Consider the following 22,579-nt stretch of genomic DNA (forward strand, 5'->3'; position numbering starts at 1 on the left):
ATATTATTTCAAGGTGCGAAGATAACTTTTTTAATACGCTAGGTCTTTATCTTCTTCATTTTTTAATTAATTTAATTATCTTTGGTTTTCTAAAAAACATATATAAAATGGCTTCAATAACATTACAAGGAAACCCAATAAATACCACAGGAAATTTACCAAAAACTGGTACTAAAGCAAGTGATTTTGCTTTGGTGGCAAACGATTTATCTATTAAGAAATTAGTAGATTTTTCAGGTAGCAGATTAATTTTAAACATCTTTCCTAGTGTCGATACAGGAACTTGTGCTACTTCTGTAAGAGAATTCAATAAAAAATTAGCTGATTTAGAAAACACCAAAGTTTTATGTATTTCTAGAGATTTACCTTTTGCTCAAGGTCGTTTTTGCGGTGCTGAAGGCATTGAAAACGTACTTATGTTATCTGACTTTTCAACAGGAAGTTTTGGTAAAGATTACGGTTTAGAAATAGAGAATGGTCCTTTAGCAGGCTTACATTCTCGCGCTATTGTTATTATTGATGAAAATGGAACGGTTACTTACACAGAGCAAGTAAATGAAATTGCTGATGAACCAAATTATCAAGCTGCTTTAAGTAGTTTATAAAATTCATGAAAAATTCTAATGATGGTTTTATAAAAGGAAGGTTGCGTAGTTTAACTTTTGCTTTTAAAGGGATTTATCTATTAAGTACCACGGAAGACAGTATTAAAACACAACTATTTTTAGGATTTATAGCAACTAGTTTAGGATTTTATTTTAACATATCGATAACCCAATGGTTAATTCAATGTTTGGTTATCGGTATTGTTTTAGTTGCAGAAGCATTAAATACTGCTGTTGAAAAAATAGCTGATTTTATACATCCTGATTATCACGAAAAAATAGGTTTTATAAAAGATATTGCTGCAGGTTCACCTGCTTTTGCAGCAATAACAGCACTCATTGTTGCTGGTATAATTTACATTCCTAAAATAATAGCTATATTGTAGCGTTCAATTTATTTCTAACATTAATACATGGCAAAAAGAAAAATACCAAACTTGAAGAAACAACCTAGAAAAAATTCATTTATAAAACTCGCTTCTTTTTTTTTAATAAAACATAATCTAACTATTTTAGGTGCATTTTTAGTCCTTTTTTCAATATTCTTAACCGTTGCTTTTATCTCCTTTTTCTTTTCATGGCAAGAAGATCAAAGTACGTTATCTGAATTTTCAAACAGAACTATTGTTACTCAAAACTTACTAGGTAAAATTGGTGCAAAACTAAGTAATTTCTTTGTTTATAAAGGCTTTGGATTAGGAAGTTTTGTAATACCTATAACCCTTTTTTTAACGGGAGCTAGAATTTTATTACAAACAAATTTAAAAAAAATAATAACTTCTTGGAATTGGGGGTTATTATCTATGATATGGATTGCAGTTACCTTAGGGTTTTCTTCTGCTCAAAATGCTGTTTTACCTGGAGTTATCGGTTTTGAATTAAATGCTTATTTTCAAACTTTTTTAGGCAAAGCAGGAGTTGTTATTTTATTGATTTTTTTCTTAGTAGCATATCTAATTATCAGGTTTAAAATTACTCCTGAAAAAATTAATGAAAGAATAAAAATAGCCAAAGAAAATCAACTTAAAGAAGAAAAAATAAAAGAACAACAACTTAAGGAAGCGGAAATAAATGCCGAAAAAGAACGTATTTTAAATACACAGAAAAACACTGATTCTTCTGATAAAAAAATCAGTACAAAATATAAAAATCACATAGTTGAAAACCTACAAGAAACTTCTAATCCTATTTTTGAACAACCTATTGAAAATACTCAACATAATATAACATACTCTAACGAAACTCTATATCAAGAAGAAGACCATATTTCTTTAGATACTCTTCCAGTTAATGAAAGTCTTTTAAACGAACAATTAGCCGATAGAGCAGCTATAAATGAAGCTTTAATAAACGAACATTTAATAGATAGGTCATCTATAAATAAAACACTTACAAATAAACCTTTAATAGATGAAACTCCTATTGTTGACAAGGAAACAGAGTTCATAAAAGAACCTGAAAAAACAAAACCTATTGCTAAAGAATTTTTAATAGAAGAATCGCCAATACAGGAAAATATTACTACAAAAAAACCTATTATTGAACCTAAAATAGCTCCTATCATTAAAGAACCTTTAATCGAAGAAGCTCCAATAAAAGAAAAAACAGTTACAATAGAACCAGTTATTGAAAAACCCGTAATTAAAGAATTTATACTTGAAAAAACTTCCGAAGAAAAAATTAAAGAACCTATAGATGAAGAAATTGAAGTTTCGGTTGAAAAACCTTCTGAAGAAAAAAGTGTTACTGAAAATTTATCAGACGCTTTATTAAAAGATTTTGGCGAATTTGATCCTACATTAGATTTAGGACATTTCAAATTCCCTACTCTCGATTTACTTAAACAATACAATGAGGTTATCTCTATCGATGCCGATGAACTTGAAGCAAATAAAAACAGAATTGTAACCACACTTCAAAACTATAAAATTGGTATTTCTGACATTAAAGCAACCGTTGGACCTACGATTACCTTATACGAAATTGTACCAAATGCAGGAGTTAGAATTTCAAAAATTAAAAATTTAGAAGATGATATCGCTTTGTCACTCTCTGCTTTAGGTATTCGTATCATTGCACCAATTCCTGGAAAAGGGACTATTGGTATTGAAGTTCCAAATCAAAAATCGACCATTGTTTCAATGTATTCTACTATTGCTTCTCAGAAGTTTCAAGATAGCGAAATGGAACTTCCTATTGCCATAGGAAAAACGATTTCAAACGAAACTTTAGTTGTTGATTTAGCTAAAATGCCTCACTTATTAATGGCAGGGGCAACTGGACAAGGAAAATCGGTTGGGTTAAATGCTGTTTTAACATCCCTTTTATACAAAAAACACCCTGCAGAAGTAAAGTTTGTTTTGGTTGACCCGAAGAAAGTAGAACTAACCCTATTTAATAAAATTGAGCGTCATTATTTAGCCAAGCTACCTGATTCCGAAGAAGCTATTATTACCGATACCACCAAAGTTGTACATACTCTAAATTCACTTTGTATGGAAATGGATGCCCGTTACGACTTACTTAAAAATGCTATGGTTCGTAATATTAAAGAATATAATGCAAAGTTTAAAGCTCGAAAACTAAACCCTGAAAATGGGCATAAATTTTTACCATATATCGTATTGGTAATTGATGAATTTGCCGATTTAATTATGACAGCAGGTAAAGAAGTGGAAACACCAATTGCACGTTTAGCACAATTAGCTCGTGCCATCGGTATTCATTTAATTGTAGCAACCCAACGACCATCTGTAAATGTTATTACAGGTATTATTAAAGCAAATTTCCCAGCTCGAATTGCTTTTAGAGTAACTTCAAAAATTGATTCAAGAACAATTTTAGATGCCCCAGGAGCTGACCAATTAATTGGTCGTGGAGACATGCTTTATTCAGGAGGAAATGAATTGATTCGTGTTCAATGTGCTTTTGTTGATACACCAGAGGTTGAAAAAATAACCGATTTTATAGGCTCACAACGTGCATATCCGAGTGCTTATTTATTACCAGAATACGTTGGTGAAGAAAGTGGCACAAATGTTGATGTTGATATTGCTGACAGAGATAAATTGTTTAAAAACGCTGCCGAAGTAATTATTACTGCACAACAAGGTTCAGCATCGTTATTGCAACGTAAATTAAAATTAGGATACAATAGAGCTGGTAGAATTATTGATCAATTAGAAGCAGCTGGTATTGTAGGTCCTTTTGAAGGAAGTAAGGCAAGAATGGTTTTAGTTCCTGATTTTATAGCACTTGAACAATTATTAGAAAATGAAAAAAAATAAGTGTAACGATTCTGGAAAACAGAAGAAAAAACAAAACATGAGAAAAATATTATTATTATCTATCGGATTATGTATTAGTTTACATACCATAGGTCAAAATACTGCTAACCAAGCAAAAACCTTATTAAACGATGTTTCTACAAAAATGGGGGCTTACCATAATATGGTTATCGGTTTTAATTCCTCTTTAATAAATAAAGAAGCTGGTATTACGAATGACCCTCCTATACGAGGAGAAATTACACTTTCTGGTGAAAAATACAACTTAAATTATTTAGGGAATACCTTTATTTTTGATAATAAAAAACTTGTTGTTATTAATCAAGATGAAAAAGAAATAACTATTTCTAATAATGACTTAGATGAAGAAGATGGTTTTATTTATCCTTCTAAATTATTAACTTTTTACAAAGAAGGTTATACTTTTTCAATGGGTAAATTAAAAAATAATAACGGACGTAAAGTGCAATACGTAAATTTAACACCTATTGATAGTAATTCTGATATAGTAAAGGTTCAATTAGGAATTGATGCCAAAACAAAACATATTTACAAGTTAGTTCAAATAGGTTCAAACGGAGCTGAAACAACCTTTACAATTACCAAATTTAAAAGTGACCAGCCAATTTCAAAAAATTTATTTATTTTTAATAAAGATAAATACTTAAAGCAAGGATACTTCATAGACTAATCCTATAAAATAAAGTTTTGTTAATGCCTTTAAAAATCATTAACAAAACTTATTGTTTTATATACCTAACTACTATCTTTGCTTTTGTGAAAACATTAGACAAATACATTTTAAAAAGCTTCTTAAAGCCTTTCTTCGCTACATTTTTAATCATACTTTTTGTATTGGTAATGCAAGTTTTATGGCTTGCTTTTGATAGCTTTGCAGGTAAAGGAATTAGTATTGGGATTATTTTAAAATTTCTTTGGTATACAACACTACTTGTTACCCCACAGGCATTACCTATTGGAGTATTACTTTCTTCTATAATGACTCTTGGTAGTTTATCCGAAAATTACGAATTTGCTGCTGCAAAATCTGCAGGTATTTCTTTACCTCGAATGGTACGTCCTTTAGTATTTTTAACCTTGTTTTTAAGCAGTTTAAACTTTATTTTTTTAAATAATGTATATCCGTATGCCATGTTAAAGCAATTAAATATGCGCGTTAACATTAAAAAAAAACAACCTGCTATTGCATTAGTTGCTGGTAGTTTTAATACTGAATTACCAAATTTCCAAATTAAATTCAAAAAAAAATACGGAGAAAAAGAGAATCTTCTAGAAGAAGTAATGATCTATGATTTATCTGCTAAAAAAGGAAACAACAAAATTATAACAGCTAAAAAAGGAACAATAATTTCGGAAGAAGGAAGTAGGTATATGACCTTAATTTTAGAAAATGGCTATTATTTTGAACATCATATAAGAAATGGTTCGCCGCTTAAAGAGCGCCAAAAAATGCCTGCTTCATATGCTAATTTTGACCAATATACCATTAACATTGATATCTCATCTTTAAGTGGTGATAACCTAGAGGAAGAGCGCTATAAAACGCAATACAACATGCTTAGCCTGTCGCAACTAAAAGACACTATTCCTACTCTTAAAAACAATTATGATGCTTTTATTAATAGTAGGGCTAAAAATTTATTTTCAGGAATTAAAGTAGAAGATTTACATACCTACCCTGATTCATTAGTTAATAAAAAACTATCAAAAAATACCTTAGACAACTTTAATCTTATTGAAAAAGAAAACATATTAAATACTGCTAGTTCTAAAATTGATCGCAGTATAAACAACAATAATTCAAACAAAGAAACCTTAAAGAGAAAAAGAAAATACTTAAACTTGTATGATATTGAATTTTACAATAGAGTTGCCTTTTCACTTTCTTGTTTGTTGTTATTTTTTATCGGTGCTCCGCTAGGCTCTATTATTCGAAAAGGAGGAATGGGCTTACCCATGATTTTAGCCATTGCCATATACGTCCTTTATTTTTTTACGAATACCTTTGGAAAAAATTTAGCTGAAGAAAGTTCAATCACAGCTATAACAGGTTCTTGGTTAAGTCTCTTTTTAATGCTACCTTTGGCTATAATATTAACAATTAGAGCCACTAAAGATAAAGGCTTATTTGATTTTAAAAGTTTTATTTCACCACTTAGTAACTTATTTAAAAAACTATTCTCGAAAGAAGAGAAAACCACATAAAAATGACAACACAAACCTCCGCTACTAAAGTTCAATTAAATACTATTGAAGAAGCTATAAACGACATCAAAGACGGAAAAGTTATCATTGTAGTAGATGATGAAGACCGTGAAAATGAAGGTGATTTTTTAGCTGCTGCCGATAAAGTAACTCCTGAAATGATTAATTTTATGGCAACTCATGGAAGAGGCTTAATTTGTACGCCACTTACCGAAGACCGTTGCAAAGAATTAGAGTTAAACATGATGGTTAACAACAATACCGACCCTATGGAAACAGGCTTTACTGTTTCGGTAGATTTACGAGGTAAAGGAGTTACCACTGGTATTTCTGCTTCCGATAGAGCTATTACTATAAAAGCTTTAATTGATGCTGATACAAAACCTGCCGACCTTGCACGTCCTGGGCATATTTTTCCTTTAAGAGCAAAAAATGGTGGTGTATTAAGAAGAACTGGACATACCGAAGCAGCTATTGATTTTGCGCGTTTAGCAGGCTTACAACCCGCAGGAGTTATTGTTGAAATAATGAATGACGATGGTACAATGGCACGTTTACCTCAACTCTTAAAAGTAGCTAAAAAGTTTGATTTAAAAATTGTTTCTATTGAAGATTTAGTTGCCTACCGAATGGAGCACGATTCTTTAATTGAAAAGAAAGAAGATTTTAATATTCAAACCCGTTTTGGTGAATTTCGCTTAAGGGCTTATCAACAAACAACCAATAATCAACTTCATATTGCCTTAACAAAAGGTACTTGGACTAAAAAAGACCCTGTTTTAACAAGAATAAATTCGACATTAATTAATAATGATATTCTTGGAACATTAACTAGTAATGCTGATAAAAAACTAGATAAAATGTTTAAAGTAATGAATGATGAAGGTAAAGGAGCTATTCTTTTTATCAATCAACAAAACCAGGCATTAAATTTATTAAACCGTTTACGTGGTTTAAAAGAAAACCAAGCTAATGGAGAAATGAAAGCCCCAAAGGTTAGCATGGATAACAAGGATTTTGGTATTGGAGCACAAATATTACACGACTTACATATTAGTAAATTACGTTTAGTTTCTAACAGCCAACAAACCAAACGTGTTGGTATGATTGGTTACGGTTTAGAAATTGTAGATTATGTAAATTATTAATTACATATTTTTAATATTATTTTACACAAAAAAAGGAAGCTTTAAATAGCTTCCTTTTTTGTTTACTGATATTTTTTATTTTTGAACTTAATTAAAATAATTTACAAAAAAGTTAAAATAAAACTCAAATCCCTAGCCCCGATTGAAGCTTTGTTTGAGCTCTTTTTTTGATTTTTCTTCAAAAAAAAGCGAGTGCGGAAAGCGGGAAATTGCTTCAAAAAAAAATTACAAAAACTTTAAATTTTCTTTAACCTGATTAAATTCTGTAACAATTTCTTCTAAAACTTCTTTCGCTGATTTAATTTGATGAATTAATCCTGCTACTTGACCAATTTCAAGTTCTCCTTCGTTTAAATCGCCTTCAAAAATTCCTTTTTTTGCTCTTGCTCTTCCTAATAATTCTTTTATTTGTTCAATAGTTGGGTTTTGCTGATACAACTCTTGTACATCATTATAAAACTTATTTTTAACCAAACGAACAGGCGCTAATTCTTTTAGTGTTAAATGTGTGTCGCCATCTTTAACATCAAGTATAGTTTGCTTAAAATTTGCATGCGCTGACGATTCTAAAGTTGCCGCAAAACGACTTCCTATTTGAACTCCATCAGCTCCTAAAATCATGGTTGCTAACATCGATTTTCCTGAACTTATTCCACCTGCCGAAATTACAGGAATATTAACTTTTTCTTTAACCATCGGAATTAAAGTAAGCGTTGTAGTTTCTTCTCGTCCGTTATGTCCGCCTGCTTCAAAACCTTCACAAACAATAGCGTCTACTCCTGCTAATTCTGATTTTAAGGCAAACTTTACAGAGCTTACTACGTGTACTACTGTAATTCCTTTTTCTTTTAAAAAGGTTGTCCAAATTTTTGGATTTCCTGCGGATGTAAAAACAATTTTAACACCTTCTTCGATGATAATATCCATTATTTTTTCAACATCAGGATACAACATTGGCACATTTACACCGAAAGGTTTATCGGTTGCTTTTTTACATTTTTGAATATGCTCACGCAAAACATCAGGATACATAGAACCTGCGCCGATTAACCCCAAACCGCCTGCATTAGAAACTGCGGATGCTAATTTCCAACCAGAAACCCAAACCATTCCGCCTTGAATAATCGGATATTTTATATTAAAAAGTTCTGTTATTTTATTTTTCAAAATTATTTTTTAAGTTTTAAGAAATTACTCCCGAACCTAATAATTCTTCGTTAATATACCAAGCAACAAACTGCCCTTCTTGAATTGCCGATTGCGGATTTTCAAACTCAACATATAAACCGCTATCAACTTTATGTAAAGTTGCTTTTTCTAATTTCTGACGATAACGTATTCTTGCTTCTACTTCCATAGTTTCCCCAGATTTTAAAGCTAAATCTTCACGAACCGAATGTAATTCTTCATTAGAAACAAACAATACATTTCTATATAAACCTTGATGATTTTTACCTTCACCTGTATAAATTATGTTTTCATTTACATCGGTTTCAATAACATATAAAGCTTCTTTAGTTCCACCAACATTTAAACCTTTACGTTGTCCTTTAGTGAAATAATGCGCACCTTGATGCTTTCCTACAGTTTTTCCGCTTTCTTTTTTGTAAGAAAATTTTGTTGCGAAATATGCTAATTCAGCTTCTTTATTTTCAAACTTTGGAACAGTACGGTTATACTGCTCAAAACTTATTGGTACTTGAACAATAATTCCCTCTTTTGGCTGTAATTTTTGCTGTAAAAAATCAGGTAAACGAACTTTACCAATAAAACACAATCCTTGAGAATCTTTTTTATCGGCAGTAATTAAATCGGCTTTTTTAGCAATTTCTCTTACCTCTGGCTTTGTTAATTCGCCAATTGGAAACATCGCTTTTGCTAATTGTTTTTGAGATAATTGACATAAAAAATACGATTGGTCTTTATTGGCATCTTTTCCTGCTAATAATTTATATACCGCTTCACCGTCAATTACTTCTTCTGCTTTTCGGCAATAATGCCCTGTTGCTACGTAATCGGCTCCTAAACTTAAAGCGATGTCCATAAAAACATCAAATTTAATTTCTCTGTTACATAATATATCAGGGTTTGGCGTGCGTCCTTTTTCGTATTCATTAAACATATAATCAACAATACGTTCTTTGTATTGGTCGCTTAAATCGACAGTTTGAAAAGGAATTCCTAATTTTTCGGCAACTAACATTGCGTCATTACTGTCTTCTAACCACGGGCAATCGTCTGAAATTGTAACCGAATCATCATGCCAATTTTTCATAAACAAGCCGATAACTTCATATCCTTGTTCTTTTAACAAATAAGCGGTTACACTACTATCTACACCTCCCGAAAGTCCTACTACTACTCTTTTCATTTTTTACTTTTGTAAGCTACAAATTTACGAATAAGTTTCTGTTTTTATAATGGATATTTTTAATAGCAACATCAATTAAATTGATACCTAATTATGGGCTATTATTTTTTAAAATCAGACACTTTCATTTTCTTTTTCTTATTTACTTTTTCGCCATCCATATAAAATTCCCACTTCCCTACTCTTTTGCCATTTTTATACATTCCTTCTTCTTTAATACCACCTTTTAAATCGTAATAAGTAGCTTTTCCTTCTAATTTTCCGTTTACATAAAGAGTTTCTTCAATTAAAATAGCCGAATCGGTAAAGGTTTTAGACACACCGTTTTTCTTTCCTTTTAAATAGTGTAATTCTTGTGTCAAATTTCCATTCGGATAATAATTCTTAAAAATTCCGTCTAGTCTTCCGTCTTTATAATTTTCTTGAGAAACAGGTTTTCCATTTGAAAAATAATACACCCATTTTCCAACACGCTTTTTACCAATCATTTTACCTTGGCTTTTTAACTTGCCAAATTCGGTGTAAAATTTTACAGTAGCCGTACCGTTTACATAGGTTTTTGTACTTATTGGTGATCCTGACGATGTAATTGAATAAAACTTAAAAACACCTACTTCTTTGCCATTTTCAAATTGCCCTGTATACCTTACCTTCCCGTTGGAATATAGTTTTTTCCAAGCGCCAATTCTGTTTCCGTTCGCGTCTATTTTATTTAATTCCTGAGCTTCTATAGAAGTCATAAAAAAAATGGAGAATAAAACTGTTATTGAAAATATCCTTTTTATATTTAACATTGATACTTCTTTTTTTATTGATTAAATAATTTTTTGAATTCAAAAATACACAAACCGTACCAATATGAATCTTGATTTTTTAATTTCTGTTCTAGATGATATGAAAACTCCTACTAAAATAAACAGAAATAAGGCTGCTAATAGTGTATTGGCACATCCAAAATTAATAAAACAACTTGTGTATTTAACTTTTGATGTAAATAATAGGCAATCTATTAAAGCCTCTTGGGTTTTAGAGTGGATTTGTACACAGCACAGCATTGATTATATTTTACCGTATATCAATTTTTTTGTAGCTAAAATTTCAAGCTTACATTTTGATAGCGCTATTAGACCCTGTGCTAAAATATGTGAAAATTTAGCTATAGAATATACCTCAACAGCTCAAAATAAAACGAAAAATACAGTCACAGCAAAACATATTGATAGCATTATTGAAACAGGTTTTGATTGGTTGCTTACCGATCAAAAAATAGCAGTATATGCTTATAGTATGACTTTTTTATTTTTCTTCGGATTAGAAAAAAACTGGGTACATTTCGAATTAAAACACTTAATTACGACAAAAATAATTCACAAAAGCAAAGCCTGTAAAGCGCGAGCAAAGCATATTTTAAAATTGATGGAACAAAAAAAATGAGGCTATAAAGCCTCGTTTTTTCACTATATTTTTCTTGATTTAGAAAGATAAGTTTTATAACCTTTATCGGTCTTTAATTTTTCATACCAAATTTTGGCATTTTCTTTATCTTTTAACTTATTATAAGCTGTAAAACCTATAAAATCAAACAATACTTTATTTTCAGGTAAAATTTCAACTTCTTTAAAGTTTTTATCTAAGTATTTTAATGCTTTTTCATTTTTACCTTTAATTAGTAACTTGTATGCGCCTGCTAATAAATTAACTTTTTGCGAATATTTTTGTTTATATTCTTTTTTAGAAGTCAATTTCTTTATTTTTTTAAAATAAACCCCTCCTAATTTTAAAAAATCATATTTAATTTTTCCCTTTAAATAAATAGAAGCATCTAAATACTTTTCACCTAAAGATAGGGCAATTTCTGGAGTTTGTTTTTTATAAAAAGATGCAAAATCATTTTGAAATACCTTAGTATTAATAGCGTATTTTTTTAGAACTTTTAACATCTGTTCTTTGGTTTTATAGCCTGTTTCATTGAAAAAAACCTCACCATAAGCATCAACAATTAAAACATAAGGAATTCTATTTGCCGAATATTTATTTGAAATTTTTCTAAAAACATCAATATCTATTTTTAAAGGAATGTAAGCACTTAATAAACTCTCAATCTCTGGAGTGCGCCAAGTATCAGCTTCCATTTTTTGACAAGGATAACACCAAGTAGCCCAAAAATCAATCAATATTAACTTATTTGTTGCTATTGATAATTTTTTAGCATCTTCAAAAGAAGTCATCCAAGTTGTTGCCTTGGCATGTTGTGATATTGAAATTAATAATACAAATGTTAAAATAATTTTTTTCATAAAGTCTTTTATTTAAGCTATTTTTAAACTCAAAAATACATTAATATCATTTAAAAATAGGCATCAATTCCTAAAATACTGTTTTAAAAATCCTAAAAAATTAGTGTAAAAAAAGAAATTCCGCTTTACTATTAAAAATAGTAAAGCGGAATTTTTTAAAGAATATTACATTAAAATACTACCCCAATCTTTTAATTTTTTCGTTAGAACGCACTGGCAAACGTTTTTTTAACTCTTCAACAATTCTATACGTTGCTGGGCAAATAGCAGTGTTTGCAATGGTTAAATCTGAAATTTGAATAAATTTCTTACGGTTTGTATGCGGGTATTCTGAACAAGCCTTTGGACGAACATCATAAATATAACACGAATTATCACGCTCATCTAAAAATGAACATGGCGCTGTTTTTAATACCATAAAATCATCTTGATCACGCTCTAAATATTGCGCTTCAAAATCACGTACTTTCATCTTTAAATACTTCGAAATACGCTCAGTATCTTTATCTGTAAAAATAGGACTGGTTGTTTTACAACAATTTCCGCAGTCTAAACAATCGGTTTTTGCAAACTCTTTGTCGTGTAAATCTTGTGCTACAACATCAAAGTTTTTAGGTACTCGTTTTTTTATGGTTGCAAAATATTTTTTATTTTCTTTCTCTACTTCGTTTGCTAACTTTTCTAAGTTCTCTAAATCTCTATCCATGCTACAAAAATAGTCATATAAACAGTTAGAATGAGTTTAAATATTATCCAAATAAATTATGTAATTTTGTTGTTCAATTTTCAATAACTAATGAGCATACAAACCTTAATTGAAGCAAAAGTAAAAGAAGGATTTTCAACCTTGTATAATGTAGAAATTCCAAGTGTCGAATTTCAAGCAACCCGTAAAGATTTTGAAGGAGATATCACTGTGGTGGTTTTTCCTCTTTTAAGATACAAAAAAGGAAATCCTGTTCAAATTGGCGAGGATTTAGGGAAATACCTTGTTGATAATATTAATGAAATTACAAACTATAACGTAGTTAAAGGCTTTTTAAATTTAGTTGTAGATAACAGTTTTTACACTAATTTTTTTAATCAGATAGCCACAAATACTTCTTACGGATTTATTTATCCTTCAGCGGATGATTCTTCTCGTATGGTTGAATATTCATCGCCAAACACAAATAAACCTTTACACTTAGGACACGTTCGTAATGTTTTATTAGGATATTCAGTTGCTGAAATTTTAAAAGCATCTGGTAAAAAAGTATATAAAACTCAAATTATTAACGATAGAGGAATACATATTTGTAAATCGATGTTAGCTTGGGAAAAATTCGGAAACGGAGAAACTCCTGAAAACACAGGTTTAAAAGGTGATAAATTAGTAGGAAACTACTACGTAAAATTCGACCAAGAATACAAAAAAGAAATAGCAACTTTAATTGCTACAGGTATTTCTGAAGATGATGCTAAAAAACAAGCACCTTTATTTATTGAAGCTCAAGAAATGCTTCGTAAATGGGAAGCTGGAGATGAAAAAGTTGTAGCACTTTGGAAAGAAATGAATAGCTGGGTTTACAAAGGGTTTGATGTTACTTATAAAAATATAGGTGTCGATTTTGATACATTATATTACGAAAGTAATACGTATTTATTAGGAAAAGATGTTGTTGAACAAGGTTTAGAAAGTGGTGTTTTCTTTAAAAAAGAAGACGGTTCTGTTTGGTGTGATTTATCTGAAGATGGTTTAGATGAAAAACTGGTTTTACGTTCTGATGGAACTTCCGTTTATATGACGCAAGATATTGGAACAGCTATTCAACGTGCTAAAGATATGCCCGATGTTGGCGGAATGGTTTACACCGTTGGTAACGAACAAGATTATCACTTTAAAGTTTTATTCTTAATTTTAAAGAAATTAGGATATTCTTGGGCTGAACAATTACATCATTTAAGTTACGGAATGGTAGATTTACCTTCTGGAAAAATGAAATCTCGTGAAGGAACTGTTGTTGATGCCGATGATTTAATGGACGAAATGACCGATACTGCTCGTACTATTTCTCAAGAACTAGGAAAATTAGAAGGGTATTCTGACCAAGAAAAAGAAGAATTATATAAAGTTATCGGTTTAGGAGCTTTAAAATATTTCATCTTAAAAGTTGACCCGAAAAAACGTATTTTATTCGACCCGAAAGCCTCTGTAGATTTTCAAGGAAATACAGGACCTTTTATTCAATATACGTATGCTAGAATTCAATCTATTTTAAGAAAAGCTGATTTTGATTATTCAAACGCTGTTTCAATTGAATTACACGCAAAAGAAAAAGAATTAATTAAACAATTAGAATTATATCCTGAAGTAATTCAGCAAGCTGCTAATAATTATTCGCCTGCCGTAATTGCTAACTATACGTACGAATTGGTAAAAGAATTCAATTCTTTTTATCAGAATGTACATATTTTAGGAGAAGAAAACGAAGACAAGAAAGTATTCAGAGTTCAGTTATCTAAAAAAGTTGCTGATACTATTAAATCGGCATTTGCTTTATTAGGAATTGAAGTTCCTGAAAGAATGTAAAAAAATGTTGCTTCTGCCCTATTTTTTTTGATAAAAGAACTAAAATTCAAAAAATAAATAGGGTTGAAAAAACGAAAATTCGCGTTAGGGATTGAACGGCGTGTTTGAGCTCTTTTTTAAATATTTTTCATATTTAAAAAAAGCGAGTAGTGAAAGCCCGCCCGAACGCCCAACTTCTCGATACGATTTTGAAAATAAAATCACTCGAAGTGACAAAAACATATAATATAAAGAAACAATAAGTAAAAAATTAACAACATGAAATACGACGTATTAATAATCGGAAGTGGTCCTGGAGGTTATGTAACTGCTATTAGAGCATCGCAATTAGGATTTAAAACGGCAGTAATTGAAAAGGAAAATTTAGGTGGAATTTGCTTAAACTGGGGATGTATTCCTACAAAAGCATTGTTAAAATCTGCTCAGGTTTATGATTATTTAAAACATGTTGACCAATATGGTTTAAAAGCTGAAGCCATTGACAAAGACTTTGATGCTGTTATTAAACGTAGTCGTGGTGTTGCTGAAGGAATGAGCAAAGGTGTTCAGTTTTTAATGAAAAAGAATAAAATTGACATTATTGACGGTTTTGGTAAAATTAAAACGGGTAAAAAAGTTGATGTTACAGATAAAGATGGTTCTGTAACTGAATATTCTGCTGATAATATTATTATCGCAACTGGAGCACGTTCTAGAGTTTTACCAAATTTACCGCAAGATGGTAAAAAAGTAATTGGTTATCGTCAGGCGATGAGCTTACCTAGTCAGCCAAAATCTATGATTGTTGTAGGTTCGGGTGCTATTGGTGTTGAATTTGCGCACTTTTACAATTCAATGGGAACAGATGTTACTGTTGTTGAATTTATGCCAAATATTGTACCTGTTGAAGATATTGATGTTTCAAAACAAATGGAGCGTTCTTTCAAAAAATCGGGTATTAAAGTGATGACAAGTTCATCTGTTGAAACTGTTGATACTTCTGGCGATGGCGTAAAAGCGACCGTTAAAACGAAAAAAGGTGAAGTTGTTTTAGAAGCAGATATTTTATTATCGGCTGTTGGAATTAAAACAAATATCGAAAACATCGGTTTAGAAGATGTTGGAATTATTACCGATAGAGATAAAATTTTAGTAAATGATTTTTATCAAACAAATATCCCTGGTTATTTTGCTATTGGTGATGTAACTCCTGGACCAGCTTTAGCACACGTTGCTTCTGCTGAAGGAATTACTTTAGTTGAAAAATTAGCAGGTTTACATACCGAAGCTATCGACTATGGAAATATTCCTGGTTGTACGTATGCTACTCCTGAAATTGCTTCTGTTGGAATGACAGAAAAACAAGCAAAAGAAGCTGGTTACGATTTAAAAGTTGGTAAATTTCCATTCTCTGCCTCTGGAAAAGCTACGGCTGCCGGAACTACAGATGGTTTTGTAAAAGTAATTTTTGATGCAAAATACGGTGAATGGTTAGGATGTCATATGATTGGTGCAGGTGTTACCGATATGATTGCCGAAGCAGTTTTAGGTAGAAAACTAGAAACTACTGGTCATGAAGTTTTAAAAACAATTCACCCTCACCCAACAATGAGTGAAGCGGTTATGGAAGCTGTTGCTGATGCTTATGATGAAGTAATTCATTTATAGAAAAACCAAGTCTTAATAATATTAATTAAATTATCTTGATATTTTATAAAACCTCGTCAAATTTGGCGAGGTTTTTTTTTATGTATTATATAACATATATACCTATTTAGTAAATATTTAAAATTAAAATAGTCTAAAAAAAATCATATCAAACAATAAATGCATGTTATTATCATAATCCACTAAAATAAAAAAATAAATCTGTTTAAAATTTTTAATTATAGATTCTATATTCAAAAGCAAAACACACCTAAATATTCTCAATAAAAGGTGTAAATACTCATAAACATATACAATATTATCAATAATAAAGCTAAAACAGTACTAATCAAACAATAAACACTATATTACCCGCAAATTAACATTTAATTAACTTTAAACTACCTCAAAGTAGTTCTAAAACATCAAAATGAGAAATAAAATTACACTGTTGTTGCTAATTTTGGTTACTTCTTTACAGTCCAAAATTTTTGCACAAAAATCGGAACACAATAAACATGCTTGTAAAGCAAGTAGTCAAAATGAATTAATATTCAAAAAGCATCCTAAAGCAAGAAAGGAATACCTTGAATTTAACAAAACCACCAAACAATTAGCGAGAAATAAAAAATCTCAACGTGCTAGAACCTACACTATTCCTGTAGTTTTTCATGTGTATGGAGAAAATCAAAATGGAAAAACCATTACTGTTGATAAAATTCAAACAGCTTTAGAAAAACTTAATCTTGATTTCCAAGGTTTAAATGATGATTTTGCAGGTGTTGACCCGTTATTTGACCCTATAAAAAGTAGCTTAGATATCGAATTCAAATTAGCAAAATTAGACCCAAACGGAAACTGTACTAGTGGTGTTGTTTTTTACGATGAAAAAAATGGTTACGGTAATGGTGGTGGATATGATAATCAAATTGCTGCCGATGCTTGGGATAATTATAAATATATGAATGTGTATATTCAGGCAGAATTATATGCTGATGGTGATAGTGGTCAATCTGGTGTTGCTTGGTATCCTAACAGCTCAATGTCGGATGCAAATACTGCAAGAGTTGTATATAATGGTGCTTATTTACACGGAAATACAGGAAAAGAATTTGCTTCTGTATTTACTCATGAATTTGGTCACTTCTTTAACCTTATACATACATTTCAAGGAGGTTGTACTGCTACTAATGATGAAGTAGATGACACCCCTGCCGAAGATAAAGATGTTGTTGGTGCTAATTGTTCTCCTACTAAAAACTGTAATGGAGAATTTATCAATTATGAAAACTACATGGGATATAATGGTGCTGCTGATGGTTGTTACAGAATGTTTACCAAAGGACAAACAGACCGTATGTTAGCTGCTTTACAACATCCTGCTCGTAAAACATTATGGCAAGATCAAAACTTAATTGATACTGGTGTCAATAATACTGGTGGTACTATTGCTTTAAACAATAATACAGTTAAAGAGTTAGTTACAAACGATGGTAGCTTCAACCAAGAAATAACTGTAACTCTTGACAACACCACCTTTAATACTTCAAGTGGTAACTTAACTCAAGGTAATCAATATAGTATTGCTTTACCTCAAGGGTTATCTTCTACAGTAGCAATTACCTCTACAACAACAGCGACTCTAACAATATCAGGTATTGCAACAAACCACCTAGAAACCAATAATGAAACAGTAAACTTATCTTTTGACACTAGTGCGTTTAGCCCAGGGCAAACCTTAAGTTGTACTTCTATCGGTTTAGACTTTAAATTTTATAGTCCTTATGAAATTATTTATCATGATATTACAGATATTTCTGCAACTACAGGTGCTATTTGGGATAATTTAAATTTAACCAAAATAAATGGTTCTAATGCCTATGGTACTTGGGCATATAAAACAGGACAGTTAAAATTAGAAACTTACGGAAAAAGGTTAGTTACCAATACAGGAACAAGAGATATTACACTTTTAACCAAAAATACATTAATTTCTACAGTAAGTAATTTTACCGCTCCTGAAGCTTATCCTGGTCAATTAGATATGAGTTATGATACTTATACTGATTGGGATGGAAAAACTGGATATATCGGATTTGAAGCAGATCATAATGGTGAAACTATCCACGGATGGATGAAAGCTAGTGTTTCTGCTGATGGTGAAACCTTAACCGTTTACGAATACGCTTTTTCTACCCAGCCTAGTGGTGATATTTTAGCAGGACAAACTTTATTTGACACCTCGGCATCTGAATTACTTTTTGTATCTAAAGAAATTAAAGAAGCAACGGATAATACAGGAGCATTTAATTATTCAACTAAAATTACACTTTCTGGAACTGCAGAATTTTCGAATAAAACATTTGTAAAAGGAACTGATTTTACAACTAATTTTCCAAGTGATTTTACAGTTGCCTTCAATTACATCAGTAAAGATGAACTTGAAGTAACCGTTACAGGAACAACTACAAACCATGCTATAGCTGATAATTCTAATTACAATATTAGTTTAAATAGTAGTGCATTTACAAATGGATTTAACAGCATTGTAAATAAAACAAATATTTTTAATGTTGTATTTAGAGATCCTTATGAAATTATTTATGATGACATTGCTGATATTACAGCTACCACAGGAAGTGGTTGGGATAACTTAAATTTAACCAAAATAAATGGTAATCATGAGTATGGTACTTGGCTTTTTGAAGCAGGTAAATTAAAATTAGAAACCTACGGAAAAAGATTAGTTACCAATACAGGAACAAGAGATATTTCATTTTTACCTAAAAATACAGTAATTTCTAAAACAGATAACTTTACTGCTCCTGCCGCATATCCTGGTCAATTAGATATGAGTTATGATACTTATACCGATTGGGATGGTAAAACTGGATATCTTGGATTTGAAGCTGAACATAACGGTGAAATTATTCACGGATGGATGAAAGCTAGTGTTTCTACCGATGGGGAAACTTTAACTGTTTATGAATATGCTTTTTCTACTGAACCTAAAGGAGATATTAAAGCTGGACAAAAATTATTTGATTTAGATGCTTCTGAATTAATTCTTACTTCTAATGAAGCTAGAGAAACAACCGATAATGAAGGTTCTTTTAATTTTTCAACTACTATTACTATTGATGGAGTTGCTAATTTAACCAATAAAACGTTTGTAAAAGGAACTGACTTTACGACTAATTTCCCAAGTGAATTTAATGTAGAAATCAATTATATAAGTGCAAAAGAAGCTCAAGTAACAATTATAGGAACTACTATTAGTCACGCTAAAAGTGATAGTAATAACTATAATATTGCTTTTAACAGTAGTGCTTTTACTTCTGGGTTTGACAAAGTTCAAAACAAAGAAAACAACATTACTCTTAAATACAGAGATCCTTACGAAATTATTTTTGTAGATAATGCTGATTTATCAGCAAACAAAGCGAATAATTGGTTTAACTTTAATTTAACAAAAATAGATGGTCCTCATTTTTATGGTATTTGGGCACATACTGATAAAGATACTCAAAAAGAATATTTAAAATTTGAAACCTACGGAAAGAGATTAGTTACCAATAATGGAACAAGAAATATTACATTTTTACCACAAAATACATTAATTTCTACTGCAAGTAATTTTACAGCTCCTGAGGCATATCCTGGTCAATTAGATATGAGACATGAAACTTATACTGATTGGGATGGTAAAACTGGTTATATTGGTTTTGAAGCAGTTCATAATGGCGAAACCGTTCACGGATGGATAAAAGCTAATATTTCTGCCGATGGAAAAACATTTACCGTGTATGAATACGCTTTTTCTACACAACCAAACGGAGATATTGAAGCAGGACAATTAGTATTTAGAGGAAACAATTCTGATTTAGAATTTAGTTCTAAAACTGTTGCTGAAAATGAAGAAAACACAGGAATTATTAATTTCACTTCAACAATTCGTATTGGAGGTGTGGCTAAATTTACAGATAAAACATTTGTAAATGGAGCAGACTATACATCTACAATTCCTAATGATTACAATGTTGAAATTATCTATTTAAATGAAAAAGAAGTACGTTTAACAATTACAGGAACTTTAAGTAATCATGGAAACGACGCTACTGCCAATTATGATATTACTTTCAATAGTACTGCTTTTAGTAATGGTTATACTGAAATCAATAATAAAGTAAATACTCTTAAATTTAAATTTTCTGATCCTTATCAAATTATTACAGGAACTTTAAATGCTAGTACTCCTTGGGGGCCTTTTAATCTTTATGATTTAGATGCTGATAATAGTAATCAATCATTTGGTGCTTGGAAATCTGGAGATGATTTAAAAATTGAAAATAACGGTAAAAAAATAATCCTAAATGGTAGTACTGATAATATTACACTTATCAATGAAAATCAATTAATTTCAGAAAATGATAATTTTAGTCTTGGAATATCTAAACCTAATATATATACCCCTTCTTATACTGAATGGGCAGGAAAAACAGGATATGTTGGTTTTGAATCATTATACCAAGGCGCTACCGTATATGGTTGGTTTAAAGTTACTGTTCTAGCAGATGGTAGTCAATATTCTATTACAGAGTATGCTTTTTATACCAAACCAAAAGGAGCAATTTTAGCAGGTGCAACTACCTTACCTACAAAAATTACATGGTCAGGAACAACAAGTACTGATTGGAGCAACACAAATAACTGGGTAGGAAATATCATTCCTACAAGTGTTGATGATGTTATTATCCCTCCAAATGCAAGTAATTTCCCTACATTAACACAAGAAGTTACTGTAAATAAAATTACAATTGAATCTGGTGCTACATTAATAACCAATAGTAAATTAAATGCAAACGTTACTTATAATAGAAACTTAGAAACTGATAACTGGTATTTAGTAAGTTCACCTTTAAGTAATGAAACTTTAGCAAACATTATTTTGAATAATAATTTTGCTTCAGGAACATCTAAAAATATTGGTTTGGCTCCTTATAAAAATGATGGAACAGCTTGGGATTATCAAACAACAGCTGCTACAGGGAATATTGTTTCAGGAAAAGGATATTCCGTTAAATTAAAGGCTTCAGCCAATTTTAAATTTACAGGTGATGTTAATTACCAAACTGTAAAAAGCCCTGTAACAACAGGAACTAACAATTATAATTTAGTTGGAAATCCTTATACTTCTTATATTAATTTAGAAGAATTTTTCAATGCAAATCCTTTAAATACTGTTGTAAAAGAAGCTACAGTTTGGTTATGGAATCAGGCAACAAATAGTTATGATTTAAAATTAGCAGGTATTGATAATAACTTTCAAATTGCACCAGCACAAGGTTTTTTTGTAAGTGCCAATGCAAATACTAATGTAACTTTTGATAAAAATAATCAATCACATACTGCCGGAACATTCCAAAGACAAGCAAATACAAAAACACAAATAAACATTACAGCAACTTCAAGTAAAGGAACTGCTAAAACAGCAAAAATCTATTATTTAAATGGTGCAACCACTGGTTTTGATAATGGTTTTGATGGAAGTGTCTTTAAAGGATCAAAAAGTAATTTTAGTGTGTTTACAAAATTAGTAAACAAACAAAATACCACTGATTACGCTGTTCAATCGTTACCAATTGCTGATTTAGCTACAACAATTGTTCCTGTTGGAATTAAAGCTAATACAAACCAAACCATTATTTTTTCTGCCGAATCTTTTAATTTACCAGCAAATACTAGTGTATTTTTAGAAGATAAAGAAAATAATAAATTCATTAACTTATCAAAAGAAGATTATAGTGTAACATTAAAGAAAACGACTAATTCAGGGCAGTTCTTTATACATACAACTTCAAAAAAAGTAAGTAATGAAGCGCAAATATTAAGCGATATTTCAATTTCTCAATCAGCTACAAACCAGTTAACTATTAAAGGATTACAATCAGAAAAAAATACGATTGTTATATATTCAGCAATAGGAAAACAACTTTTAAGCAAAACCTTTAAATCAAATGGAACAACTATAATAAACTTACCTAAAGTATCTGCGGGCGTTTATATTGTTAATCTAACAAGTGATTTAAAGAAAGTAAACAAAAAAATTATTTTAAACTAAAAATTTAAAAAACAAAACACCATGAAAAAACAAGATATATCAAAAAATACGAATATTACCCGTAAAGAGGCTTTACAAAAAATTGGAAAACATGGAAAATACGCTGCTTTAACAGCGCTTGGAACTTATATGATTTTAAGCCCTCAAAAAGCTCAAGCACAAAGCCCTATAACTCCTGAATCTCCAGGTAGTGGTGGATTTTAATTAATTAAAACACTTTAAATTAAAAATCTCTAAGAAATATTCTTAGAGATTTTTTTATTTGTAATAAATATTATCAAGATTTTTTAGTGTAAACCTTGCGAGCATACCTAAAATTATGTAAC

16 protein-coding genes are annotated in these 22,579 nt (G+C 30.5%); 11 read left to right on the forward strand and 5 right to left on the reverse strand.

All coding sequences use genetic code 11. The annotated features are described in order from the left end of the window. The first annotated feature begins 107 nt into the window (after window positions 1-107). Genes tpx through ribB form a run of 6 tightly spaced genes read left to right on the forward strand, consistent with a single transcriptional unit; the run spans window position 108 to window position 7,266 of the window. On the forward strand, window positions 108-605 hold the full coding sequence (tpx, locus tag ABNT14_RS07955) for a thiol peroxidase (RefSeq protein ID WP_101902768.1): 498 nt from the start codon (window positions 108-110) through the stop codon (window positions 603-605). A gap of 5 nt (window positions 606-610) precedes the next feature. After that, window positions 611-991 (forward strand): diacylglycerol kinase family protein, encoded by a 381-nt coding sequence (locus tag ABNT14_RS07960; RefSeq protein WP_101902767.1) that lies wholly within the window; start codon window positions 611-613, stop codon window positions 989-991. Window positions 992-1,018: 27 nt separating this feature from the next. Then, a complete protein-coding gene (locus ABNT14_RS07965) occupies window positions 1,019-3,892 on the forward strand; it encodes a DNA translocase FtsK (protein WP_101902766.1) in 2,874 nt (957 codons plus the stop codon). After that, on the forward strand, window positions 3,879-4,583 hold the full coding sequence (locus ABNT14_RS07970; RefSeq protein WP_234984992.1) for a LolA family protein: 705 nt from the start codon (window positions 3,879-3,881) through the stop codon (window positions 4,581-4,583). The genes ABNT14_RS07965 and ABNT14_RS07970 overlap by 14 nt, the downstream gene beginning before the upstream one ends. Window positions 4,584-4,606: 23 nt before the next feature. Beyond that, on the forward strand, window positions 4,607-6,118 hold the full coding sequence (locus ABNT14_RS07975; RefSeq protein ID WP_241428334.1) for an LptF/LptG family permease: 1,512 nt from the start codon (window positions 4,607-4,609) through the stop codon (window positions 6,116-6,118). A 2-nt stretch (window positions 6,119-6,120) separates the two neighbouring features. Next, complete coding sequence (ribB, locus tag ABNT14_RS07980) at window positions 6,121-7,266, forward strand: 3,4-dihydroxy-2-butanone-4-phosphate synthase (RefSeq protein WP_101902765.1); 1,146 nt, start codon at window positions 6,121-6,123, stop codon at window positions 7,264-7,266. A gap of 225 nt (window positions 7,267-7,491) precedes the next feature. On the opposite strand, the gene ABNT14_RS07985 is transcribed toward ribB, so the two are convergent. The 3 genes from ABNT14_RS07985 to ABNT14_RS07995 form a co-directional block, all read right to left on the reverse strand. Continuing rightward, on the reverse strand, window positions 7,492-8,433 hold the full coding sequence (locus ABNT14_RS07985) for an NAD(P)H-dependent flavin oxidoreductase (protein WP_101902764.1): 942 nt from the start codon (window positions 8,431-8,433) through the stop codon (window positions 7,492-7,494). A gap of 16 nt (window positions 8,434-8,449) precedes the next feature. Beyond that, window positions 8,450-9,637 carry a tRNA 2-thiouridine(34) synthase MnmA gene (gene mnmA, locus ABNT14_RS07990; RefSeq protein WP_101902763.1) on the reverse strand — a complete coding sequence of 396 codons (1,188 nt, stop codon included), beginning with the start codon at window positions 9,635-9,637 and terminating at the stop codon, window positions 8,450-8,452. 101 nt (window positions 9,638-9,738) lie between these two features. After that, window positions 9,739-10,377 carry a toxin-antitoxin system YwqK family antitoxin gene (locus tag ABNT14_RS07995; RefSeq protein WP_159459536.1) on the reverse strand — a complete coding sequence of 213 codons (639 nt, stop codon included), beginning with the start codon at window positions 10,375-10,377 and terminating at the stop codon, window positions 9,739-9,741. 118 nt (window positions 10,378-10,495) lie between these two features. Here ABNT14_RS07995 and ABNT14_RS08000 point away from each other — a divergent pair, with 118 nt between their 5' ends. After that, window positions 10,496-11,071 carry an adenylosuccinate lyase gene (locus ABNT14_RS08000; protein ID WP_101902761.1) on the forward strand — a complete coding sequence of 192 codons (576 nt, stop codon included), beginning with the start codon at window positions 10,496-10,498 and terminating at the stop codon, window positions 11,069-11,071. A 23-nt stretch (window positions 11,072-11,094) separates the two neighbouring features. Here ABNT14_RS08000 and ABNT14_RS08005 read toward each other — a convergent pair whose 3' ends face one another. Together ABNT14_RS08005 and ABNT14_RS08010 are read right to left on the reverse strand one after the other, a co-directional pair. After that, window positions 11,095-11,934, reverse strand: coding sequence for a thioredoxin family protein (locus tag ABNT14_RS08005; RefSeq protein WP_101902760.1), 840 nt, complete (start codon window positions 11,932-11,934; stop codon window positions 11,095-11,097). Window positions 11,935-12,112: 178 nt separating this feature from the next. Beyond that, the gene (locus ABNT14_RS08010) at window positions 12,113-12,640 is read right to left on the reverse strand and encodes a YkgJ family cysteine cluster protein (RefSeq protein ID WP_101902759.1); all 528 of its coding nucleotides are present in this window, start codon (window positions 12,638-12,640) and stop codon (window positions 12,113-12,115) included. Between the two features lie 90 nt (window positions 12,641-12,730). On the opposite strand from ABNT14_RS08010, the gene argS reads away from it, so the two are divergent. From argS to ABNT14_RS08030, 4 genes are all read left to right on the forward strand, one after another. Continuing rightward, complete coding sequence (gene argS, locus ABNT14_RS08015) at window positions 12,731-14,506, forward strand: arginine--tRNA ligase (protein ID WP_101902758.1); 1,776 nt, start codon at window positions 12,731-12,733, stop codon at window positions 14,504-14,506. Between the two features lie 258 nt (window positions 14,507-14,764). Next, on the forward strand, window positions 14,765-16,153 hold the full coding sequence (gene lpdA, locus ABNT14_RS08020) for a dihydrolipoyl dehydrogenase (protein ID WP_101902757.1): 1,389 nt from the start codon (window positions 14,765-14,767) through the stop codon (window positions 16,151-16,153). 409 nt (window positions 16,154-16,562) lie between these two features. Next, window positions 16,563-22,253: a M43 family zinc metalloprotease gene (locus tag ABNT14_RS08025; protein WP_101902756.1), complete on the forward strand. Its 5,691-nt coding sequence runs from the start codon at window positions 16,563-16,565 to the stop codon at window positions 22,251-22,253. Between the two features lie 21 nt (window positions 22,254-22,274). Further along, window positions 22,275-22,457: a hypothetical protein gene (locus tag ABNT14_RS08030; RefSeq protein ID WP_101902755.1), complete on the forward strand. Its 183-nt coding sequence runs from the start codon at window positions 22,275-22,277 to the stop codon at window positions 22,455-22,457. Window positions 22,458-22,579 lie beyond the last annotated feature (122 nt).

The sequence above is a fragment of the Tenacibaculum dicentrarchi genome (assembly GCF_964036635.1).
GTDB lineage: Bacteria > Bacteroidota > Bacteroidia > Flavobacteriales > Flavobacteriaceae > Polaribacter > Polaribacter dicentrarchi.